This is a genomic window from Streptomyces sp. NPDC107471, assembly GCF_055582845.1.
Window position 1 is genome coordinate 174,445 of the sequence record NZ_JBVJPC010000003.1, and the last position, 19,359, is coordinate 193,803.

The 19,359-nt window shown below is 72.3% G+C and carries 19 protein-coding genes and 1 pseudogene; 15 read left to right on the forward strand and 5 right to left on the reverse strand.

Translation table 11 applies throughout. The annotated features are described in order from the left end of the window. Positions 1-98: 98 nt before the first annotated feature. Positions 99-1,721: an ABC-F family ATP-binding cassette domain-containing protein gene (locus tag ACZ66S_RS10275; protein ID WP_469901063.1), complete on the reverse strand. Its 1,623-nt coding sequence runs from the start codon at positions 1,719-1,721 to the stop codon at positions 99-101. 283 nt (positions 1,722-2,004) lie between these two features. On the opposite strand from ACZ66S_RS10275, the gene ACZ66S_RS10280 reads away from it, so the two are divergent. Beyond that, the gene (locus ACZ66S_RS10280; RefSeq protein WP_469901064.1) at positions 2,005-2,652 is read left to right on the forward strand and encodes a GOLPH3/VPS74 family protein; all 648 of its coding nucleotides are present in this window, start codon (positions 2,005-2,007) and stop codon (positions 2,650-2,652) included. Between the two features lie 58 nt (positions 2,653-2,710). Then, the gene (locus tag ACZ66S_RS10285) at positions 2,711-3,547 is read left to right on the forward strand and encodes an isocitrate lyase/PEP mutase family protein (protein ID WP_469901065.1); all 837 of its coding nucleotides are present in this window, start codon (positions 2,711-2,713) and stop codon (positions 3,545-3,547) included. Here ACZ66S_RS10285 and ssgD read toward each other — a convergent pair. Then, positions 3,541-3,957, reverse strand: coding sequence for a spore wall synthesis regulator SsgD (gene ssgD, locus ACZ66S_RS10290; RefSeq protein WP_053849161.1), 417 nt, complete (start codon positions 3,955-3,957; stop codon positions 3,541-3,543). The two genes, ACZ66S_RS10285 and ssgD, sit on opposite strands and share 7 nt — an antisense overlap. 250 nt (positions 3,958-4,207) lie before the next feature. Here ssgD and ACZ66S_RS10295 point away from each other — a divergent pair, with 250 nt between their 5' ends. Then, the gene (locus ACZ66S_RS10295; RefSeq protein WP_469901066.1) at positions 4,208-5,311 is read left to right on the forward strand and encodes a WD40/YVTN/BNR-like repeat-containing protein; all 1,104 of its coding nucleotides are present in this window, start codon (positions 4,208-4,210) and stop codon (positions 5,309-5,311) included. A 51-nt stretch (positions 5,312-5,362) separates the two neighbouring features. After that, positions 5,363-5,692, forward strand: coding sequence for a plasmid stabilization protein (locus ACZ66S_RS10300; protein ID WP_381296545.1), 330 nt, complete (start codon positions 5,363-5,365; stop codon positions 5,690-5,692). A 4-nt stretch (positions 5,693-5,696) separates the two neighbouring features. On the opposite strand, the gene ACZ66S_RS10305 is transcribed toward ACZ66S_RS10300, so the two are convergent. Further along, positions 5,697-5,993, reverse strand: a complete 297-nt coding sequence (locus tag ACZ66S_RS10305) for a YciI family protein (RefSeq protein WP_469901067.1) — start codon at positions 5,991-5,993, stop codon at positions 5,697-5,699. 42 nt (positions 5,994-6,035) lie between these two features. On the opposite strand from ACZ66S_RS10305, the gene ACZ66S_RS10310 reads away from it, so the two are divergent. Together ACZ66S_RS10310 and mmpA are read left to right on the forward strand one after the other, a co-directional pair. Next, positions 6,036-6,725, forward strand: coding sequence for an endonuclease V (locus ACZ66S_RS10310; RefSeq protein ID WP_469901068.1), 690 nt, complete (start codon positions 6,036-6,038; stop codon positions 6,723-6,725). Positions 6,726-6,809: 84 nt separating this feature from the next. Beyond that, positions 6,810-6,968: a morphogenic membrane protein MmpA gene (mmpA, locus tag ACZ66S_RS10315; RefSeq protein ID WP_086723806.1), complete on the forward strand. Its 159-nt coding sequence runs from the start codon at positions 6,810-6,812 to the stop codon at positions 6,966-6,968. 106 nt (positions 6,969-7,074) lie between these two features. Here mmpA and ACZ66S_RS10320 read toward each other — a convergent pair whose 3' ends face one another. Further along, positions 7,075-8,253 carry a saccharopine dehydrogenase family protein gene (locus ACZ66S_RS10320; RefSeq protein WP_469901069.1) on the reverse strand — a complete coding sequence of 393 codons (1,179 nt, stop codon included), beginning with the start codon at positions 8,251-8,253 and terminating at the stop codon, positions 7,075-7,077. Positions 8,254-8,604: 351 nt separating this feature from the next. Here ACZ66S_RS10320 and ACZ66S_RS10325 point away from each other — a divergent pair, with 351 nt between their 5' ends. Genes ACZ66S_RS10325 through ACZ66S_RS10340 form a run of 4 tightly spaced genes read left to right on the forward strand, consistent with a single transcriptional unit; the run spans position 8,605 to position 14,354 of the window. Next, positions 8,605-9,759, forward strand: a complete 1,155-nt coding sequence (locus tag ACZ66S_RS10325) for a CaiB/BaiF CoA transferase family protein (protein WP_469901070.1) — start codon at positions 8,605-8,607, stop codon at positions 9,757-9,759. Continuing rightward, positions 9,756-10,898: an acyl-CoA dehydrogenase family protein gene (locus tag ACZ66S_RS10330; RefSeq protein ID WP_469901071.1), complete on the forward strand. Its 1,143-nt coding sequence runs from the start codon at positions 9,756-9,758 to the stop codon at positions 10,896-10,898. The genes ACZ66S_RS10325 and ACZ66S_RS10330 overlap by 4 nt, the downstream gene beginning before the upstream one ends. A gap of 21 nt (positions 10,899-10,919) precedes the next feature. Next, positions 10,920-12,134 carry an acetyl-CoA C-acetyltransferase gene (locus ACZ66S_RS10335; protein ID WP_469901072.1) on the forward strand — a complete coding sequence of 405 codons (1,215 nt, stop codon included), beginning with the start codon at positions 10,920-10,922 and terminating at the stop codon, positions 12,132-12,134. Between the two features lie 42 nt (positions 12,135-12,176). After that, positions 12,177-14,354: a 3-hydroxyacyl-CoA dehydrogenase NAD-binding domain-containing protein gene (locus ACZ66S_RS10340; protein WP_469901073.1), complete on the forward strand. Its 2,178-nt coding sequence runs from the start codon at positions 12,177-12,179 to the stop codon at positions 14,352-14,354. A gap of 102 nt (positions 14,355-14,456) precedes the next feature. Here the strand turns inward: ACZ66S_RS10340 and ACZ66S_RS10345 are convergent, their stop codons facing one another. Beyond that, entirely contained in the window at positions 14,457-15,176 is a 720-nt protein-coding gene (locus ACZ66S_RS10345) for a MerR family transcriptional regulator (protein WP_469901074.1), read from the reverse strand. A 219-nt stretch (positions 15,177-15,395) separates the two neighbouring features. Between ACZ66S_RS10345 and ACZ66S_RS10350 the strand changes: the two genes are divergently transcribed. The 5 genes and pseudogenes from ACZ66S_RS10350 to ACZ66S_RS10370 all read left to right on the forward strand — a co-directional run bounded on the left by ACZ66S_RS10350 (position 15,396) and on the right by ACZ66S_RS10370 (position 19,346). Further along, on the forward strand, positions 15,396-16,862 hold the full coding sequence (locus ACZ66S_RS10350) for an amino acid permease (RefSeq protein ID WP_469901075.1): 1,467 nt from the start codon (positions 15,396-15,398) through the stop codon (positions 16,860-16,862). A gap of 220 nt (positions 16,863-17,082) precedes the next feature. Then, positions 17,083-17,184: pseudogene (locus tag ACZ66S_RS10355) on the forward strand (Appr-1-p processing protein); the annotation flags it as partial. Between the two features lies 1 nt (position 17,185). Beyond that, positions 17,186-18,121, forward strand: a complete 936-nt coding sequence (locus ACZ66S_RS10360) for an adenosine kinase (RefSeq protein ID WP_469901076.1) — start codon at positions 17,186-17,188, stop codon at positions 18,119-18,121. Further along, positions 18,118-18,555: a hypothetical protein gene (locus ACZ66S_RS10365; protein WP_469901077.1), complete on the forward strand. Its 438-nt coding sequence runs from the start codon at positions 18,118-18,120 to the stop codon at positions 18,553-18,555. Before ACZ66S_RS10360 ends, ACZ66S_RS10365 begins: the two co-directional genes overlap by 4 nt. 86 nt (positions 18,556-18,641) lie before the next feature. Beyond that, positions 18,642-19,346 carry a DUF6766 family protein gene (locus tag ACZ66S_RS10370; RefSeq protein WP_469901078.1) on the forward strand — a complete coding sequence of 235 codons (705 nt, stop codon included), beginning with the start codon at positions 18,642-18,644 and terminating at the stop codon, positions 19,344-19,346. Positions 19,347-19,359: the final 13 nt, after the last annotated feature.

Below are 19,359 nucleotides of genomic sequence, written 5' to 3' on the forward strand. Positions count from 1 at the left end.
ACGCCCGGCGGGCCCGGCGTGACCGGGTCCACGCCTGCCCGGAGCGGGGTGTCGCCCCGGGGTGGCGTGGAGCCGGTCGTCGCCGGGCCGGTACCGCGCTACGTGAGGGAGTCCAGGGTCTGCGGTGTCACCTCCCGCAGTTCCCCGTCCAGCATCAGCCAGCGCGTGATGCCGATCGACTCCAGGAAGGGCAGGTCGTGACTGGCCACGACCAGCGCGCCCTCGTACGACTCCAGGGCCGAGGTCAGTTGCCGCACGCTCGCCATGTCGAGGTTGTTCGTCGGCTCGTCGAGCATGAGCAACTGGGGTGCCGGCTCCGCCAGCATCAGCGCCGCGAGGGCCGCCCGGAAGCGTTCGCCGCCGGACAGCGTCGACGCCTGCTGGTCGGCCCGGGCGCCCCGGAACAGGAAGCGGGCGAGACGGGCCCGCACCCGGTTGTTGGTGGCGCCCGGCGCGAACCGGGCCACGTTCTCGGCGACCGACAGCCCGTCGTCGAGGACGTCCAGGCGCTGGGGCAGGAAGCGGAGCGGGACATGGGCCGTCGCCTCGCCCGCCACCGGCGCCAGCTCCCCGGCGATCGTGCGCAGCAGCGTCGTCTTGCCCGCGCCGTTGCGCCCGATCAGCGCGACCCGCTCGGGCCCGCGCAGGTCCAGGCCGCCCTTCACCCGTGCGCCGTGGGCGAGGTGCAGGTCCATGAGGGTCAGCACGGTACGGCCCGGCGGCACGGCCGTGTACGGCAGGTCGACGCGGATCTCGTCGTCGTCCCGCACCGCCTCCACCGCCTCGTCGAGCCGGTCCCTGGCCTCGGCGAGCTTCTCCTCGTGCATGATGCGGTGCTTGCCCGCGGAGACCTGGGCCGAACGGCTCTTCAGCTTCATGACGGCCCGCGGTTCGCGCTTGGTGTCGTACATCTTCTGGGCGTAGCGCCTGCGGTGGGCCAACTTGACCTGCGCGTCGACCAGTTCGCGCTTCTGCCGACGGAAGTCGGACTCGGCGACCCGCACCATCCGTTCCGCCGCGTCCTGTTCGACCGCGAGGGCCTCCTCGTAGGCGGAGAAGTTGCCGCCGTACCAGGTGACCTCCCCCGAGCGCAGGTCGGCGATCTGGTCGACCAGGTCGAGGAGTTCACGGTCGTGGCTGACCACCACCATGACCCCCGGCCAGGAGGCGACGGCCGAGTAGAGCCGCCTGCGGGCGTACAGGTCGAGGTTGTTGGTGGGCTCGTCGAGGAGCAGGACGTCCGGCCGGCGCAGCAGCAGTGCGGCGAGGCGCAGCAGTACCGACTCGCCGCCCGAGACCTCGCCGATCCGGCGGTCCAACCCGATGTGCCCGAGACCGAGTTCGCCGAGGGTGGCCAGGGCCCGCTCCTCCACGTCCCAGTCGTCGCCGACGGTCTCGAAGTGCTCCTCGGACACGTCGCCCGCCTCGATGGCGTGCAGGGCGGCCCGCCGGGCGGCGACACCGAGCGCCTCGTCGACCCGCTGGGCGGTGTCGAGCGTGACGTTCTGCGGGAGGTGTCCGACCTCGCCGGCGACCCGCACGGTGCCGTCGGCCGGGGCGAGTTCACCGGCGATGAGCTTCAACAGGGTGGACTTTCCAGACCCGTTGACCCCGACGAGCCCCGTCCGGCCGGGGCCGAAGGCGATGTCGAGGCCTTCGAGGACGGGGGTGCCGTCGGGCCAGGAGAAAACGAGAGAGGTGCAGGTGACGGAAGCAGACATACGGGTCTCCGCGGTTGCTCGAAGCGAGAAGGGGCAAACGCGTATCGAGACACCCGCGACCACGGGAGGCGACAGGGAACCGGAGGGCACGGACAGGGTCCTGCTCGTCGGAACGGCTCGTATGCCGAGGTCGCACGCGGCGCACACACCTCAGGTGTGTGACACGGTGTCTCAGGACCTCAGACGAGCAACGTCCTTCTCCGATCGACGGCAACAGAAGCGTTCTACAACGTACGAGGCGGCCCCCGGGCTGTCAACGAGTTAACGCGCCTTAGGAGGCCCCGTGCCCGACGGCCCGCTCTCCCTGCCGGCCCAGCTCTACCTGCTGGCCTGGGACACCTCGAAGTCCGAGACCGCCGGCGCCGCCCAGGTCCCCCAGGTGGTCCGGGCCGGTGCCCTCGTCGAGCTGGCCCGGCGCGGGCTGCTCCTCGACGTGGAGGGGATCGCCACGCCGGTGGACATGGACGCCGAGAGCGGGGACCCGGTCCTGGACGGGCTGCTCGAACTGGTCCGCGAGTCCCGGCCGCACCGGTGGCGGAGCTGGGTGACGCCCCACACCCGGTTCACCCTGGACGCCGTACGGGAACAGCTCACCGCGGGCGGGCACCTGGTCGCCCGCAAGCGGCGGGCCCTCGGGCTGTTCCCCACGGTGGAGTACGACCTGGCCCGCCGGGCCGTCGTGCGGGCGCTCCAGGAGGAGGCCCGGCAGGTCCTGCGGGGGCCGGCGCCGGCCGCGGACGTCTCCGAACGGGACGCGGCTCTCGTCGCGCTCGCCGCGGCGGCCGGGCTGCGCACCCTGCTGCCGCGCGGGGAGCATCACGAGACCCGTGTCGAGGACCTGGTCGAGCGGACCGGGCAGGTGGCGCCGGTGCTGCGGGAACTGGTCCACGGGGTCCGCGGGGCGGCGGCCTCGGTGGCGGCGCGCGCCTGAACGTCGGTGTCGGATTCCTGCCGGCACCGCAGCGGGGGCCGGTGATTGGCTGAGGCGCATGACGAACCAGGACACGCTCCGCGACCGAGCCCTCGCCTTCCGCTCCCTGCACGTCCCCGGCACCCCGCTCGTGCTGCCGAACGCCTGGGACCTCACGAGCGCCCGCGTCGTCGAGGACGCGGGCGCCGCCGCCGTGGCCACCACGAGCGCCGGGCTCGCCTGGGCCCTGGGCGCCGCGGACGGCGACCGTCTGGACCGGGAGCGGGCCCTGGACGCGGTGCGCCGGATCGCGGCCGCGGTGGGGGTGCCGGTGAGCGCGGACATCGAGAGCGGCTACGCGCGGGACGCGGCGGGCGTCGCCGACACCGTGCGCGAGGTGCTCGCGGCGGGCGCGGTCGGGGTGAACATCGAGGACGCCCTGTACGGGGACGGGGGCGCGCCGCTGCGGCCGGTGGGCGAGCAGGCGGAGCGGATCGCGGCGGCCCGGGAGGCCGCGGACGCGGCGGGCGTGCCGTTGTTCGTCAACGCCCGGATCGACACGTTCCTGCGCGGGGCCGGGGGAGTGGACCTCACTGTGGAGCGGGCCGCCGCCTTCCTCGCCGCGGGCGCCGACGGGATCTTCGTCCCCGGGGCCGTCGACCCGGGGACCGTCAAGCTCCTCGTCGACGCGATCGACGGTCCGCTGAACATCATGGCCGGATCCGGCGCCCCGTCCGTCGCCGAGCTGGCCTCACTCGGCGTGGCGCGGGTCAGTGTCGGCTCGGGCATCGCGCAGGCCGCGCACGCCCTGGTCCGCCGTGCCGCGCGGGAGCTGCTGGAGGCGGGGACGTACGACGCGCTGGCCGGCGGGCTCGATTACGGCGAGCTCAACGCCCTGCTGGGCGCCGGTCAGTAGGCGTCGCGCATCAGCTCGGCCAGGTCGTGGTCGAGGTCGAGCTGGAGGTGCTCCAGACCGGTGGGCACGAGGTCGTTCGTCGCCTCCAGGAACCGGCGCAGCTCGCCCGTGCGCACATGCACGACGGCGGTGCCCTCGGGGGCGTGGAACTCGAGCACGGTGCGGTCGTAGCCGTACGGCCGCACGCGCACGTCACCGTGGCCCTCGGGCTCGTGCAGGCCGGAGGTGAGCAGTTCGCGGCTGAAGGTCCAGCACACCTCGACGCCCTCCAGGGTGGCCGGGGCCGGGAAGGTCATGCGGACCGCGAACGGGTCGCAGCGGTCGTAGTGCAGTGTGGCGGGAATGCTCGGCATCCGCGGTGCCGCGGCGACGAGACGGGCCTCTACGGGCTGCTCGATGACGGTGGACAACGCCTTGCTCCCTCGTGACGGCTGACAGGGCTTCCGGGTGGGACGGGCACTGGAAGAGACGTCGGAATGAGTCAATCCGTGTACACGAGGGTCGAGTGACCTCTGTCACCGTCTTCATGCACGTGTGTGGTCCGGTCCCTCTCCCGTGCCCCGGGAGGCACCTGTGACACCCGGGGCACCGGTCGGCGGGCGCCCGAGGGCATCTGGACGGGGTCGGGCGCGTGGGCTAGCTTCGCCCGCCATGAGGCGCATGGGGATCACGCGAGGCAAGAGACGGACGGGCCTGACGATGCGGGCTCTCGCCGCGGGAGCGGCCTGTGCGGCGGCGCTGGCCGCCCTGACCGCCGTACCGGCCGAGGCGCACGACCCGGACGGCCGGACACCGCACTGGGAACTCAAGGACAGCGGCACGCCCGACGTGCGGTTCCGGGGGCTGTCGGCGGTCAGCCGCGGCACCGCCTGGCTGGCAGGGACCCAGGGCACCGTGCTGCGCACCACCGACGGCGGAGCGAGCTGGCGAAACGTCTCACCGCCCGGTGCCGGCGAGCTCCAGTTCCGGGACGTCGAGGCGTTCGACGCGCGCCGGGCCGTGGTCCTGGCCATCGGCGAGGGCGAGGCGTCCCGCGTCTACCGCACCGAGGACGGCGGCGCGACCTGGACGGAGTCCTTCCGCAACACCGACGCCAGGGCCTTCTACGACTGCCTCACCTTCTTCGACCGCCGCCACGGCCTCGCCATGAGCGACCCGGTGGACGGCAGGTTCCGCATCCTGTCGACCTCCGACGGCGGCCGCTCCTGGAAGGTGCTGCCGGACAAGGGCATGCCGGCCGCGCTCGACGGCGAGGCGGGCTTCGCAGCGAGCGGGCAGTGCCTGGTCAGTTCCGGTCCCCGGGACGTCTGGCTGGCCACCGGCGGCGCCGCACGCGCGCGTTTGCTGCACTCCGCCGACCGGGGACTGACCTGGACGGCGTCCGACGCGCCGATCCCGGCGGGCGACCCGGCCAGGGGCGTCTTCGCGCTCGCCTTCCGCGACCGCGTGCACGGACTCGCCGTCGGCGGCGACTACCGCCCCGACCAGAGCTCCCCGAACGCCGCCGCCCGCACCGGCGACGGCGGTGCGACCTGGCGGCCCGCCGCGACCCCGGTGAACGCCTACCGCTCCGGGGTGGCCTGGCTCCCGCACAGCCGTGCCGCCGCTCTCGCGGTCGGCCCCACGGGCACGGACCTGACCCGGGACGGCGGCCGGACCTGGCGGACCGTGGACACCGGCTCGTACGACACCGTGGACTGCACGGCCGACGGCGGCTGCTGGGCGGCCGGGGAGAAGGGACGGGTGGCACGTCTGGAGAGCTGAGTGGCGCGATGCGGGGTACCCGGCCGCCCACGGCGAAAGGAGTGATCCCCCATGCCAGCCGGTTCGAACTCGAAGCGTGAACGCCAGTACGAGCACATCAAGAAGAGCGCGGAGGACCGGGGCGAGAGCACCGGACGGGCCAAGGAGATCGCGGCACGCACGGTCAACAAGGAACGCGCCCGCTCCGGGGAGTCCAAGACCGCCAGCCGCACCTCGACCCAGGACATGTCCTCGGGCAAACGGGGCGGCCAGCGGTCCGGCAAGGGTTCCCAGGGCCCGACCTACGACCAGCTCTACGAGGAGGCCAAGCGCAAGGGTGTCAAGGGCCGTTCGGACATGAACAAGAGCCAGCTCCAGCGCGCCCTCGGCAACAAGGGCTGACCGGTCAGCCGGGCGTCTCCCGGTACGGCTCCAGTGCCGGGGCCGTCTTCGTCGCGGCGAACTCGGTGACGCGGTACGCGCACACGCCGGCCGTGACGAAGGGGTCGCCCGCGACGAGCTCCTCGATCCGCGCACGATCCTCCGCGACGGCGATGATCACCCCGCCGTCGCGGGGGTTCTTGCGCCCGGACGCCAGGAACACGCCCCGCTCGTACAGTTCGTCCAGCCAGACGACGTGCGCCGGCAGCACGGCGTCCACGGCCGCGAGCGGGGCGGTGTAGGTCAGTTCCAGTACGAACATGATCGCGAGCCTACGCCGCCCCGCCGTACGCTCGTGCCCACCATGACGACAGTGGACATCCCCGCGGGCTGGCCCGCGACCGAGGAACAGGCCCGCGCGGTCCAGGACGAGTTGCGGCCGAGGACGGTCCTCGACGAGCCGGGTCCGCCGCCCGGCACCGGCCGCGTCACCGGGGTCGATGTGGCCTACGACGACGACCGGGACGTGGTCGCGGCGGCGGCCGTGGTGCTGGACGCGGCGACCCTGGAGGTCGTCGCTGACGCCACCGCGGTCGGCCGGAACTCCTTCCCGTACGTGCCCGGCCTGCTCGCCTTCCGCGAGATCCCCACGGTCCTCGCCGCCCTGGACGCCCTGCCGGTCCCGCCCGGCCTGGTCGTCTGCGACGGCTACGGCCTCGCCCACCCCCGCCGCTTCGGCCTCGCCAGCCACCTCGGCGTCCTCACCGGCCTGCCGACGATCGGCGTCGCCAAGAACCCGTTCACCTTCACGTACGACGACCCCGGCGCCCGGCGCGGCGCGTGGACGCCGCTGCTGGCGGGCCCGGAGGAGGTCGGCCGGGCGCTGCGCACGCGTGAGGCGGTGAAGCCGGTCTTCGTCTCGGTCGGCCACCGTGTGAGCCTGGACAACGCCTGCGCCCACACGCTCGCGCTCACCCCCGCCTACCGGCTCCCTGAGACGACGCGCAGGGCGGACGCGCTGTGCCGGCGGGCGCTGCGGGAGGCGACCTCCTGACCCGCTCCAGGAGCGGTACTGAGTACGTCGTCTGAGTATCTGTACGGATGTGCGGACCCTAGTGCGCTCGGCAGGCTGTCCCGCATGACGACGCACCGCATGACCCACCGTTCCCCCAAGCCCCTCGCCGACCCGAACCGCCCCGTCGAGCGCGCCGTGACCGCCGCGCTGGTCCTCGGCGTCCTCGCGGGACTCGGCTGGATCGCGGGAATGATCTACACGGTGGCGGGCTGGTCCTTCTGACGAGCCACCCCGGCCCGCCGCCGAGCGGGTTCGAGGGCTCGCCGCCACGCGGGCTCACCGGTTCGCTGCCATACGCGCTCTCCGGCTGCCCTGCCCCCACCCCGGTTCACCGAATCGCCGCCACCCGGAACGTGATCCCGGCCCGCTGGAGCCGTTCGGTCAGGGCGTCTCCCATCGCCACCGCTGTCGTGACCTGGCCGGAGGTCTCCGGGAGGTCGTCGAAGGCCAGGGAGAGTGCCGACTCGGCGAACATCTTGGCCGTCTCGTCGTACCCCGGGTCGCCGCCCGCGACCTCGGTGAACACCTTCCGGCCACCGCCCTCGCCGACGAACCGCACCGAGAACCAGCTCTTGGCGCGCTTCTCGGGGCTCGGTCCGTCACCTGGCCTGACCCGGCCGGACAGCCAGCGCCGGGCGGGCGGCACCTGGGCCGCGGCGAACAGCGCGCCCACGGCGGCGACCCCGCCCACCGCCACCGGCAGCCGCCGTACGGCCGCGTAGTGCCGGTAGCGGAAGTCGGGACCGTACCGCTCCAGCGCCTTCGCCGAGCGCCGCACGATCTGCGCGTCGATGGTCGGCAGCGGCAGGGCCCAGGCGCCGACCTCCGGCGCGTACCGCGGGGTGCCGGTCGGCGTGGCGGCCCGCCGCCCGACCAGGCGCGGCTCGTGCCGGCCGCGGTCCCGGGCGGCGGCGACCATCCGGCGGCCGCGGGCGAACTGGTTGAGGGCCGAGGCGAAGGTGCCGCCGGAGAACATGGCGTCCGCGGTCACGAACCCGTCGACGGTGACCGGCACGCCCTCCGGTAGCTGCCGGACCGTGAAGTAGGCCCCCAGGTCGTGCGGGACCGAGTCGAACCCGCACGCGTGCACCAGCCGGGCCCCCGTCTCCCGCGCGCGGGCGTCGTGCCGGACGTACATCAGGTCCACGAACTCCGGCTCCCCGGAGAGGTCGACGTAGTCCGTCCCCGCGTCCGCGCAGGCGGCGACGAGCTCCTCGCCGTAGGTCAGGTAGGGGCCGACCGTGGTGGCCACCACGCGCGCGTGCCCGGCGAGGGCGCACAGCGAGTCGGGGTCGGAGACGTCGGCCGTGAGCACGCCGACCTCGGTGCCCTCCGGCAGCCGTTCGCGCAGCGCCCCGAGTTTCTCCTCGCTGCGGCCGGCGATGGCCCAGCGCAGATCGTCCGGGCCGTGCGCGGCGAGGTACTGCGCGGTGAGCGCTCCCGCGAAGCTCGTCGCCCCGAAGAGCACGATGTCGTAGGGACGGTCGGACCTCTTCAGCCTGCTCATGACACTCCTGATCCCGCCGTACGCGCCGTTGTCGGTGGCCGAGGCTAGCGTGAGGGGTGCGGAGCCCGACGAGGAGGCCGGAGGTGGGACGGTGGCCGTGCCCAGGAACGCCCCGCGGAAGCGGGAGAACGTGCGCGAGTCCGCCCTCGCGCTGCCGGGTGCCCCCGAGGTCACGCGCCGGAGCCGCACATCCATACCGCCATCGCGCCGAAACGGCTGATAGTGGAGCTCGACGGGCGGTGAACGGCCGACAATTGGCTAAGCGCTTGCTCGTTCAGGTCTTGTGTCCACTGGAACGTGTTCTTAGCATCACTGGTGTTACATCAGTTGTGTCACGCCAATGGGGGCTGGATGACAACCGCAGCGACGCCCGGGCACGGCCCGCTCACCGGCGTGCGCGTGGTCGAGCTGGCCGGCATCGGGCCGGGCCCGTTCGCCGGCATGCTCCTCGCCGACCTCGGGGCCGACGTCGTCCAGGTGTCCCGCCCGGGCGGCGCCGCCCTGTCGATCGACCCCGACCACGACCTCACCAACCGCAACAAGCGCTCGGTGGTCGTCGACCTCAAGGCCCCCGAGGGACCCGCGCGCGTGCTCGACCTCGCCGCCCGCGCCGACATCCTGATCGAGGGCAACCGCCCCGGTGTCGCCGAGCGCCTCGGCGTCGGCCCCGAGGACTGCCACGCCCGCAACCCCGCCCTCGTCTACGGCCGGATGACCGGCTGGGGCCAGGAGGGGCCGCTGGCCCAGCGCGCCGGGCACGACATCGGCTACATCGCCGTCACCGGCACCCTCGGCATGATCGGCGAACCGGGCCGTCCCCCGGCCGTCCCCGCCAACCTCCTCGGCGACTACGCGGGCGGCTCCCTCTACCTCGTCGTCGGCGTCCTCGCCGCCCTGCACCACGCGCGCGCGACCGGCACCGGCCAGGTCGTCGACGCCGCCATCGTCGACGGCACCTCCCACCTCGCCGCGATGATCCACGCCATGACCGCGGCCGGCGGCTGGCAGGACCGGCGCGGCGCCAACCTCCTCGACGGCGGCTGCCCGTACTACGGCACCTACGAGACCGCCGACGGCAGGTACATGGCGGTCGGCGCGCTGGAGCCGCAGTTCTACGACCTCTTCCTCGACCTGCTCGGCCTCACCGGCTTCGGGGACGCCCGCAGGGACTGGACCCGCTGGGGCGAGCTGCGCGAGGCGGTCGCGGCCCGCTTCCGCAGCCGTACCCGCGACGAGTGGACGGCCGTCTTCGAAGGCACCGACGCGTGCGTGGCGCCCGTCCTGTCGCTGCGCGAGGCCCCGCACCACCCGCACCTCGCCGCCCGCGGCACCTTCACCGACCACGGCGGCATCACCCAGCCCGCGCCCGCGCCCCGTTTCTCCGCGACCCCCACGACCGTCCGCACCGGACCCGCCAGGGCCGGCGCCGACACCGCCGAGGTGGCACGGGACTGGGACGTGCCGGACCTCGTGAAAGACCAGGAACCCCGGAAAGGCCCCGAATGAAGCGGCAGCTCTTCGCCCCCGAGCACGACGCGTTCCGCGAGACCGTGCGCGCCTTCCTGGACAGGGAGGTCCTGCCGCACTACGCGCAGTGGGAGAAGGACGGCATCGTCTCCCGCGAGGCCTGGCGGGCGGCCGGCAAGCAGGGCCTGCTCGGGCTCGCCGTGCCCGAGGAGTTCGGGGGCGGCGGCACCACCGACTTCCGCTACGCCACCGTCCTCGCCGAGGAGTTCACGCGCGCGGGCACGCCCGGACTCGCCCTCGGCCTGCACAACGACGTCATCGGCCCCTACCTCACCGGCCTGGCCACCGAGGAGCAGAAGCGCCGCTGGCTGCCCGGCTTCTGCGACGGCTCGATCATCACCGCCATCGCCATGACCGAGCCCGGCGCGGGCTCCGACCTCCAGGGCATCCGCACCCACGCCGAGGACCGCGGCGACCACTGGCTGCTGAACGGCTCCAAGACCTTCATCTCCAACGGAATCCTCGCCGACCTGGTGATCGTCGTCGCGAGGACCACCCCCGAGGGCGGGGCCCGCGGACTCTCGCTCCTGGTCGTCGAGCGCGGCACGGCGGGCTTCGAGCGCGGCCGCAACCTCGACAAGATCGGCCAGAAGGCGCAGGACACCGCCGAGCTGTTCTTCCACGACGTGCGCGTGCCCAAGGAGAACCTCCTGGGCGAGCACAACGGCGCCTTCGTGCACCTGATGACCAACCTCGCCCAGGAGCGCCTGAGCATCGCCGTCGCCGCGATCGCCGCCGCCGAACACCTCCTGGAGATCACCACCGCGTACGTCAAGGAGCGCGAGGCCTTCGGCCGGCCGCTCGCCACCAAGCAGCACATCCGGTTCGAGATAGCCGAGATGGCCACGGAGTGCGCGGTCACCCGCACGTTCGTCGACCGCTGCGTCGAGGACCACTCCGACGGGGGACTGGACGCCGTCCACGCCTCCATGGCCAAGTGGTGGGCGACCGAGCTCCAGAAGCGGGTCGCGGACCGCTGCCTGCAACTGCACGGCGGCTACGGCTACATGAGCGAGTACCCGGTCGCGCGGGCCTTCACCGACGGCCGGATCCAGACCATCTACGGCGGCACGACCGAGATCATGAAAGAGATCATCGGCCGTTCCCTGCTGAGCTGACCCTCATTGAAAGGCTTCCCCGTGAGCACCGAAGCGTACGTGTACGACGCGATCCGCACCCCGCGCGGCCGCGGCAAGGCGAACGGCGCCCTGCACGGCACCAAGCCCATCGACCTCGTCGTGGGACTCATCCACGAGATCCGGGCCCGCTTCCCGGACCTGGACCCGGCGGCGGTCGACGACGTCGTCCTCGGCGTCGTCGGCCCGGTCGGCGACCAGGGCTCCGACATCGCCCGGATCGCCGCGATCGCCGCGGGCCTGCCGGACACGGTGGCGGGCGTGCAGGAGAACCGCTTCTGTGCCTCGGGCCTGGAAGCCGTCAACATGGCCGCCGCCAAGGTGCGTTCGGGCTGGGAGGACCTGGTCCTCGCAGGCGGTGTCGAGTCGATGTCCCGGGTGCCGATGGCCTCCGACGGCGGCGCCTGGTTCAACGACCCGATGACCAACCTCGCCGTCAACTTCGTGCCCCAGGGCATCGGCGCCGACCTGATCGCCACGATCGAGGGCTTCTCCCGGCGTGACGTCGACGAGTACGCCGCGCTCAGCCAGGAGCGCGCGGCGACGGCCTGGAAGGAGGGCCGCTTCGACCGCTCCGTCGTCCCGGTCAAGGACCGCAGCGGCCTGACCGTCCTCGACCACGACGAGCACCTGCGCCCCGGCACCACCGCCGACTCCCTCGGCAAGCTCAAGCCGTCCTTCGCGGACATCGGCGACCTCGGCGGCTTCGACGCGGTGGCCCTGCAGAAGTACCACTGGGTCGAGAAGATCGACCACGTCCACCACGCGGGCAACTCCTCCGGCATCGTGGACGGCGCCTCGCTGGTCGCGATCGGCTCCAAGGAGGTGGGGGAGCGCTACGGCCTCACCCCGCGCGCGCGGATCGTCTCCGCGGCCGTCTCCGGCTCCGAGCCCACCATCATGCTCACCGGACCCGCGCCCGCCACCCGCAAGGCGCTCGCCAAGGCCGGGCTGACCATCGACGACATCGACCTCGTCGAGATCAACGAGGCCTTCGCGGCGGTCGTCCTGCGCTTCGTGAAGGACATGGGCCTCTCGCTCGACAAGGTCAACGTCAACGGCGGCGCGATCGCCCTCGGCCACCCGCTCGGCGCGACCGGCGCCATGATCCTGGGCAGCCTGATCGACGAACTGGAGCGCCAGGACAAGCGGTACGGGCTCGCCACGCTCTGTGTCGGCGGCGGCATGGGCGTCGCCACCGTCGTCGAGCGCATCTGACCCCCTCCCACGGATACGACGGATCACACGGAGCACTTCCACATGAGCACTCAGTCCACGACCATCCGCTGGGAACAGGACCGCACGGGCGTCGTCACCCTCGTCATCGACGACCCCAACCAGTCCGCCAACACCATGAACCAGGCGTTCCGCGACTCCCTCGCGGTGATCACCGACCGCCTGGAGGCCGAGAAGGACACTGTCCGCGGTGTCATCATCACCTCCGCCAAGAAGACCTTCTTCGCCGGCGGCGACCTGCGCGACCTCATCCGGGTCACGCCCGAGACGGCACAGGACCTCTTCGAGGGTGGCCTCGCGATCAAGCGCAACCTGCGCCGCATCGAGACCCTCGGCAAGCCGGTCGTCGCCGCCATCAACGGCGCGGCCCTGGGCGGCGGTTACGAGATCGCCCTCGCCTGCCACCACCGCATCGCCCTCGACGCGCCCGGCTCCAAGATCGGCTGCCCCGAGGTCACGCTCGGCCTGCTCCCCGGAGGCGGCGGAGTCGTCCGTACGGTCCGCATGCTCGGCATCGCCGACGCGCTGCTGAAGGTCCTGCTCCAGGGCACCCAGTACGCCCCGCAGCGCGCCCTGCAGAACGGCCTGGTCGACGACGTGGCCACCACGCAGGACGAACTCCTCGCCAAGGCCCGCGCGTTCATCGAGGCCAACCCCGAGTCCCAGCAGCCCTGGGACCGGCCGGGCTACCGTATCCCCGGCGGCACGCCCGCCAACCCGAAGTTCGCGGCCAACCTTCCCGCCTTCCCGGCGAACCTGCGCAAGCAGACCAACGGCGCCCCCTACCCGGCCCCGCGCAACATCCTCGCGGCCGCCGTGGAAGGGGCCCAGGTCGACTTCGAGACCGCCCAGGTCATCGAGGCGCGCTACTTCGTCGAGCTGGCCGCCGGCCAGACCTCGAAGAACATGATCCAGGCGTTCTTCTTCGACCTCCAGGCGGTCAACTCCGGTGCGAACCGCCCCAAGGGCGTGGCCCCCCGCCAGGTCCGCAAGGTGGCCGTGCTCGGCGCCGGCATGATGGGCGCGGGCATCGCGTACTCGTGCGCCCGCGCGGGCATCGACGTGGTCCTGAAGGACGTGTCCCCGCAGGCGGCCGCCAAGGGCAAGGCCTACTCGGAGAAGCTCTGCGCGAAGGCGGTCTCCCGGGGCCGTACGACCCAGGAGAAGGCGGACGCGCTCCTGGCGCGCATCACCCCGACGGCCGACCCCCAGGACCTCGCCGGCTGCGACGCGGTCATCGAGGCGGTCTTCGAGGACACAGGGCTGAAGCACAAGGTGTTCCAGGAGATCCAGCACATCGTCGAGCCGGACGCGCTGCTGTGCTCCAACACCTCCACCCTGCCGATCACCGCGCTCGCCGAAGGAGTGGAGCGCCAGGACGACTTCATCGGCCTGCATTTCTTCTCGCCGGTCGACAAGATGCCGCTGGTCGAGATCATCAAGGGCGAGCGCACCGGTGAGGAGGCCCTCGCCAGGGCCTTCGACCTGGTCCGGCAGATCAGGAAGACCCCGATCGTCGTCAACGACTCCCGCGGCTTCTTCACCTCCCGCGTGATCGGCCACTTCCTCAACGAGGGCGTCGCGATGGTCGGCGAGGGCATCGAGCCCGCGTCGGTCGAGCAGGCGGCGGCGCAGGCGGGCTACCCGGCGAAGGTCCTCTCCCTGATGGACGAGCTGACGTTGACGCTCCCGCGCAAGATCCGCAAGGAGACCCGGCAGGCCGTCGAGGAGGCGGGCGGCACCTGGACGCCCCACCCGGCCGAGACGGTCATCGACCGCATGGTCGACGAGTTCGGCCGCACCGGCCGCAGCGGGGGCGGCGGCTTCTACGACTACGGCGACGACGGCACGCGCACGTCCCTGTGGCCGGGCCTGCGCGAGCACTTCACGCGCGCGGGTGCGGAGATCCCCTTCGAGGACATGCAGGAACGCATGCTCTTCTCCGAGGCCCTGGACACGGTCAGGCTCCTGGAGGAAGGCGTCCTGACCTCGGTGGGCGACGCCAACATCGGCTCGATCTTCGGCATCGGCTTCCCCGGCTGGACGGGCGGCGTCCTCCAGTACATCAACGGGTACGAGGGCGGCCTGCCGGGCTTCGTGGCACGCGCGCGTGAGCTGGCGGACCGGTACGGCGAGCGCTTCACGCCGCCCGCGCTGCTGGTCGAGAAGGCGGAGAACGGCGGTCGCTTCACGGACGAGTGAGCCGGACGCCGTGAACGCCGGGCGGGCGATGCGGGCCCGCCCGGCGTGCGCGGTGATGCGGGCCCGCCCGGCGTTCGGGGTGATGTGCGCGCGTCGGGGACGTCAGGACTCCCCGCCCACCTCCGACGTCCACTCCCGCAGCTCCTCCTTCAGGGACCGCTGGAAGGTCGTCAACAGGGCCTGCACGACCAGGGGTTCCATGTGCGCGGACAGCGACTTCACGTCCCGCGCGGCACGTTGGGCCACCTCGCCCCGGAACAACTGCGACAACTCGTGCGCGGCGGCCCGTGAGTGCTCGATGAGCACCTTCCGCGAGGCGAGGATCGCCTCCTGCGACAGCGGGACGTCGAGCAGCCCGACACCGAGCCGGAGCAGGCCCAGGTCGACGCGGTAGCCGTCACCGTCCCGCCGTACGACGCCCATCGCGGCGAGCCGCTCCAGGTCGTCGGCGCTGAGCTCCCGCCCCGCCCGCCGCCGGAGCTCCTCGCGGGTCACCCGCTCCACGACGTCCGGGGCCCAGGACGCCACCACGGCCCGGTGGATCGCGAGGTCGTGGGCGCTCAGGTCGGCCGGGAGCTGCTGCATGTACCGCTCGATCGCCGCCAGCGTCATCCCCTGGTGCTGGAGTTCCTCGATCAGCGCGAGGCGCGCGAGGTGCTCACGGCCGTAGTGACCGACCCGGCGCGGACCGATCACCGGCGGCGGCAGCAGGCCGCGCGTGCCGTAGAAGCGGACCGTGCGGACGGTGACCCCGGCCCGCGCGGCCAGCTCGTCGACGGTGAAGGTCTCTTCCTCGGCACCGGGGGAGGGGTCGGTCGTCATGTGCAGCAGTATCGCTGTCTCACCACTGCTGTGACACCCGCTCCGCGGTCCTTTCCGATCATGCGGGACGGCTCCCGCTGTGACGTCCGCCACCGCTTGCCGAGCCGTTTCCGGGGCAGGTGCCTCCTCGGCCTGTGCCTTTCACCAGGGGGTACGGGCCGACGTACGTCCGGAATCCCGAGCGAGACCCGCCGGGGCGCACCAGAGAGTGGAACCACCGTGAGCAAGGAAGCCGTGCACTCGGCACAGGCCGCCTCCCGCACCGACGTGGCCCAGGTGCCCGCCGACGCGGGCGACGCCGGATACAGCAAGGACCTCAAGGCCCGCCACGTCAACATGATCGCCATCGGCGGCGCGATCGGCACCGGCCTCTTCCTGGGCGCCGGGGGCCGCCTCCACACGGCGGGCCCGGCGCTGGCACTGGCCTACCTGGTCTGCGGCGTCTTCGCCTTCTTCGTCGTCCGCGCCCTGGGCGAGCTGGTCCTGTACCGCCCCTCCTCGGGCTCCTTCGTGTCGTACGCGCGCGAGTTCCTCGGGGAGAAGGGCGCGTACGTCGCCGGCTGGATGTACTTCCTGAACTGGTCCACGACCGGTATCGCCGACATCACCGCGATCGCGCTCTACACGCACTACTGGAGCCTGTTCACGGACATCCCCCAGTGGACGCTGGCCCTCGTCGCTCTCGCGGTGGTCCTCGCGGTGAACCTGATCTCGGTGAAGATCTTCGGCGAGATGGAGTTCTGGTTCGCGATCATCAAGGTCGCCACACTCGTCGGCTTCATGCTGATCGGCATCTTCCTGCTGGCCACCCGGCACGAGGTGGGCGGCGGGACCCCCGGCCCGGGCGTGATCACCGACAACGGCGGAGTCTTCCCCCACGGCGTGATGCCGGTCGTCCTCGTCATGCAGGGTGTGATCTTCGCGTACGCCGCCCTCGAACTCGTCGGTGTCGCGGCGGGCGAGACCGCGGAGCCGGAGAAGGTCGTCCCGCGCGCGGTGAACTCGATCATGTGGCGGGTGGCGCTGTTCTACGTCGGCTCGGTCGTCCTGCTGGCCCTGCTCCTGCCCGGCTCGGCCTACTCCGCCGACGAGAGCCCCTTCGTCACCGTCCTGTCGAAGATCGGGGTCCCGGCGGCCGGTGACGTGATGAACCTGGTCGTCCTGACGGCGGCGATGTCCTCGCTCAACTCCGGCCTGTACTCCACGGGCCGCATCCTGCGCTCGATGGCGACGGCGGGCTCGGCGCCGAAGTTCACGGCCCGGATGAACCGCAGCCAGGTCCCCTACGGCGGCATCCTCCTCACCTGCGCGGTCTGCGTCCTCGGCGTGGGCCTGAACTACCTCATGCCGAGCCAGGCCTTCGAGATCGTGCTGAACGTCGCCTCCCTCGGCATCATCAGCACCTGGGTGATCATCATGGTCTGCCACCTGGTCTTCGTCCGCCGCGCCCGCTCCGGCCTGGTCACCCGGCCCTCCTTCCGCCTCCCGTTCAGCCCGGTCACCGAGATCACCACGATCGTCTTCCTCCTGGCCTGCCTCGGCATGATGTGGAACGACCCCGAGGTCGGCCGCAAGACGCTCCTGCTGATCCCGCTCGTCGCGGTCCTGCTGGTGTCCGGCTGGTTCGGCGTCCGCCGCCGGGTGGAACACACCACGGACCGAGAACTGACCGACTTCAGGGACTGACCGGGGACCACTGTCAGTGGTGGCCTCTACGGTGGCGTCATGGGGGAGATCACGTACATCCACGGGCCCGAGCGGGGAGGGGAACATGTCGACCTCCGGCGAGGGACGCGCCCTGAAGGGGCGCGGGGAACTGCGCGACCAGCCACAGCCGGCCCGCGGCTGCCATCTGCCCGTGGAGCCACGGGAAATGGAGGCCCGCCCACCCAGCGGAGCGACACGCGGACTGGCCGGAGGCACGTGGTCCCGGGTCGAGCCGCTCATCGTCGAGCGGCTCCTGACGAGGGATCTCGCGGTCACGGTCTACGACCACGGGGAGGACTGAAGTGAGCCGGGACATCGACGTGCTCGTGCTGGGCGGGGCCGGGGTGGACACCATCGTGTACGTCCCCGAACTGCCCCTGCCCTACGCCGACAGCTACATGATCGACTCCGGCATCCGCACCCGCGCCGGACAGACCGGGGACTTCGTCGCCGTGGGCCTCGGCGCCCTCGGCCTGAACACCCACCACCTGGACTTCCTCGGCGACGACCCCGAGGGCGACCTCGTCCGGGCCCTGCACCGCGACCGCGGCATCGCGCTCACCGCCGTCCCCCAGCCCGCCGGCACCAAGCGGGCCGTCAATCTCGTCGGCCCCGACGGCAGGCGTCTGTCCCTGTACGACACCAGCCGCGCCCACGCCGACGACCGGCTCCCCGCGGACACCGTCGGCGCTCTCGCCCGGGCCAGCCGCCATGTCCACGTCTCCATCACCCACCCGTGCGCCCACGCCCTCCCGCTCCTCCGGGAGACCGGCGCCGGCCTGTCCACCGACCTCCACGACTGGGACGGCGAGAACCCGTACCACGAGCAGTTCGCCCTCGCGGCCGACGTGGTCTTCGTGTCCGCGGCCGCCCTCGCCGACCCCGGGCGCACCCTCCGCGACATCGCCGCCCGGGGCCGCGCCGAGGCGGTCGTCGCCACCGCCGGTGCCGAGGGCGCGTACCTCCTCGCCGACGACGAGCTGACCCACATCCCGCCGGTCACCCCGCCCGGCCCCGTGATCGACTCCAACGGCGCCGGTGACGCCTTCGCCGCCGCCTACCTCTTCGGCCGTCTCACCGGCGAGCCCCCGCACCGGTGCGCCCTGTACGGCGCGGTGGCCGGCGCCCACGCCTGCACCGTGCCGTCGACGGAGACCGACGCGATCACCGGGGACACGCTCCTCGACCGCGTGGCCGCCCTCTTGAAGCGAGAGGAATCGGGTACCCGGACCGGGTGAGAAAGCCGCACCGGAACCGGGTGCACCCGTCGCACCGGATCAGCACATTGGTCTTCCTGGCCCTGCTGGGACTGGTTCTCTCGGGCTGCGGCAGCGTCCAGGAGCGCCGCTCGGACGCCGAGAGCGCGGCCACCGGATTCGAGCGGTCCCTGCGCGCCGACGACCCGTCCGGCCTCTGCGCGGCCCTGGCCCCGGAAACCCGCGGCGAACTGGAGGAGTCCGAGAAGGCGAGCTGCGCCAAGGCGATCTCCTCCCAGGACATCCCCCTCGGCGGCACCACCCACCGGGTCGACGTCTACGGCAGACAGGCCCGCATCGTCCTGGACGCGGACACCCTGTTCCTCTCCCTGTTCCCCGACGGCTGGAAGGTCGTCGCGGCCGGCTGCACCCCGCGCCCGGGCCGGCCGTACCAGTGCACGCTCCAGGGAGGCTGACGGCGTATGCGGACCCTGTTCACGCTGTGCCTGGTCGTCGTCCTCAGCGGCCTCGTCTACTTCACCGCCGTGGGGCTGATGCACCGATGACCACACGCACTCGGACGACCACCCGCACCCGCGGCTTCCTGCGCGACAACGGCCTCGGCCTGGCCTTCGGCATCGGATTCCTGCTGGCCCTGGCCGGACAGGCGATCGCGGGCTACGCGGACTTCAACAACCAGCTCACCACCGAGGGCCTCGCGCGGATCGGCTTCGGCGAGTACCTCATGTCCTCCGACTTCGCCGTCGACGTGACGGAGAACTGGCAGTCGGAGTACCTCCAGTTCTTCCTCTACATCACCGCGACGGTCTGGCTGCTCCAGCGCGGCTCGCCCGAGTCGAAGGAGTTGCACAAGGCCGGGACGGAGTCCGACCGGGACCAGCGGGTCGGGCGGTACGCCCACCGGGACTCCCCGCGGTGGGCCGCCGCCGACGGACTGCGCCGGGGGCTCTACTCCCACTCCCTCGGGCTGGTCATGGGCGCGATCTTCGTCTTCTCCTGGCTGGCCCAGTCGATCAGCGGAGTCGCCGCCCACAACGAGGAGCAACTCCGCCAACTGGAGGCCCCGATGAGCTGGAGCAGCTACATCGGGTCCGCGGACTTCTGGAGCCGCACCCTGCAGAACTGGCAGTCCGAACTCCTCGCGGTGGCCTCCATGGCCATCCTCTCGGTCTACCTCCGCCAGCGCGGCTCCCCGGAGTCCAAGCCGGTCGGAGCGGCTCACTCCTCGACGGGCGTCGAAGGATAGAACCGAAGCCGCC

Excerpts from the sequence above, each read along its gene's own strand:
- ACZ66S_RS10275 (WP_469901063.1), bottom strand. The coding sequence starts at position 1,721 with ATGTCTGCTTCCGTCACCTGCACCTCTCTCGTTTTCTCCTGGCCCGAC.
- ACZ66S_RS10340 (WP_469901073.1), top strand. The coding sequence starts at position 12,177 with ATGAGCACTCAGTCCACGACCATCCGCTGGGAACAGGACCGCACGGGC.
- ACZ66S_RS10370 (WP_469901078.1), top strand. The coding sequence starts at position 18,642 with ATGACCACACGCACTCGGACGACCACCCGCACCCGCGGCTTCCTGCGC.
- ACZ66S_RS10330 (WP_469901071.1), top strand. The coding sequence starts at position 9,756 with ATGAAGCGGCAGCTCTTCGCCCCCGAGCACGACGCGTTCCGCGAGACC.
- ACZ66S_RS10300 (WP_381296545.1), top strand. The coding sequence starts at position 5,363 with ATGCCAGCCGGTTCGAACTCGAAGCGTGAACGCCAGTACGAGCACATC.
- ACZ66S_RS10285 (WP_469901065.1), top strand. The coding sequence starts at position 2,711 with ATGACGAACCAGGACACGCTCCGCGACCGAGCCCTCGCCTTCCGCTCC.
- ACZ66S_RS10310 (WP_469901068.1), top strand. The coding sequence starts at position 6,036 with ATGACGACAGTGGACATCCCCGCGGGCTGGCCCGCGACCGAGGAACAG.
- ACZ66S_RS10325 (WP_469901070.1), top strand. The coding sequence starts at position 8,605 with ATGACAACCGCAGCGACGCCCGGGCACGGCCCGCTCACCGGCGTGCGC.
- ACZ66S_RS10345 (WP_469901074.1), bottom strand. The coding sequence starts at position 15,176 with ATGACGACCGACCCCTCCCCCGGTGCCGAGGAAGAGACCTTCACCGTC.
- ACZ66S_RS10305 (WP_469901067.1), bottom strand. The coding sequence starts at position 5,993 with ATGTTCGTACTGGAACTGACCTACACCGCCCCGCTCGCGGCCGTGGAC.
- mmpA (WP_086723806.1), top strand. The coding sequence starts at position 6,810 with ATGACGACGCACCGCATGACCCACCGTTCCCCCAAGCCCCTCGCCGAC.
- ACZ66S_RS10320 (WP_469901069.1), bottom strand. The coding sequence starts at position 8,253 with ATGAGCAGGCTGAAGAGGTCCGACCGTCCCTACGACATCGTGCTCTTC.
- ACZ66S_RS10295 (WP_469901066.1), top strand. The coding sequence starts at position 4,208 with ATGGGGATCACGCGAGGCAAGAGACGGACGGGCCTGACGATGCGGGCT.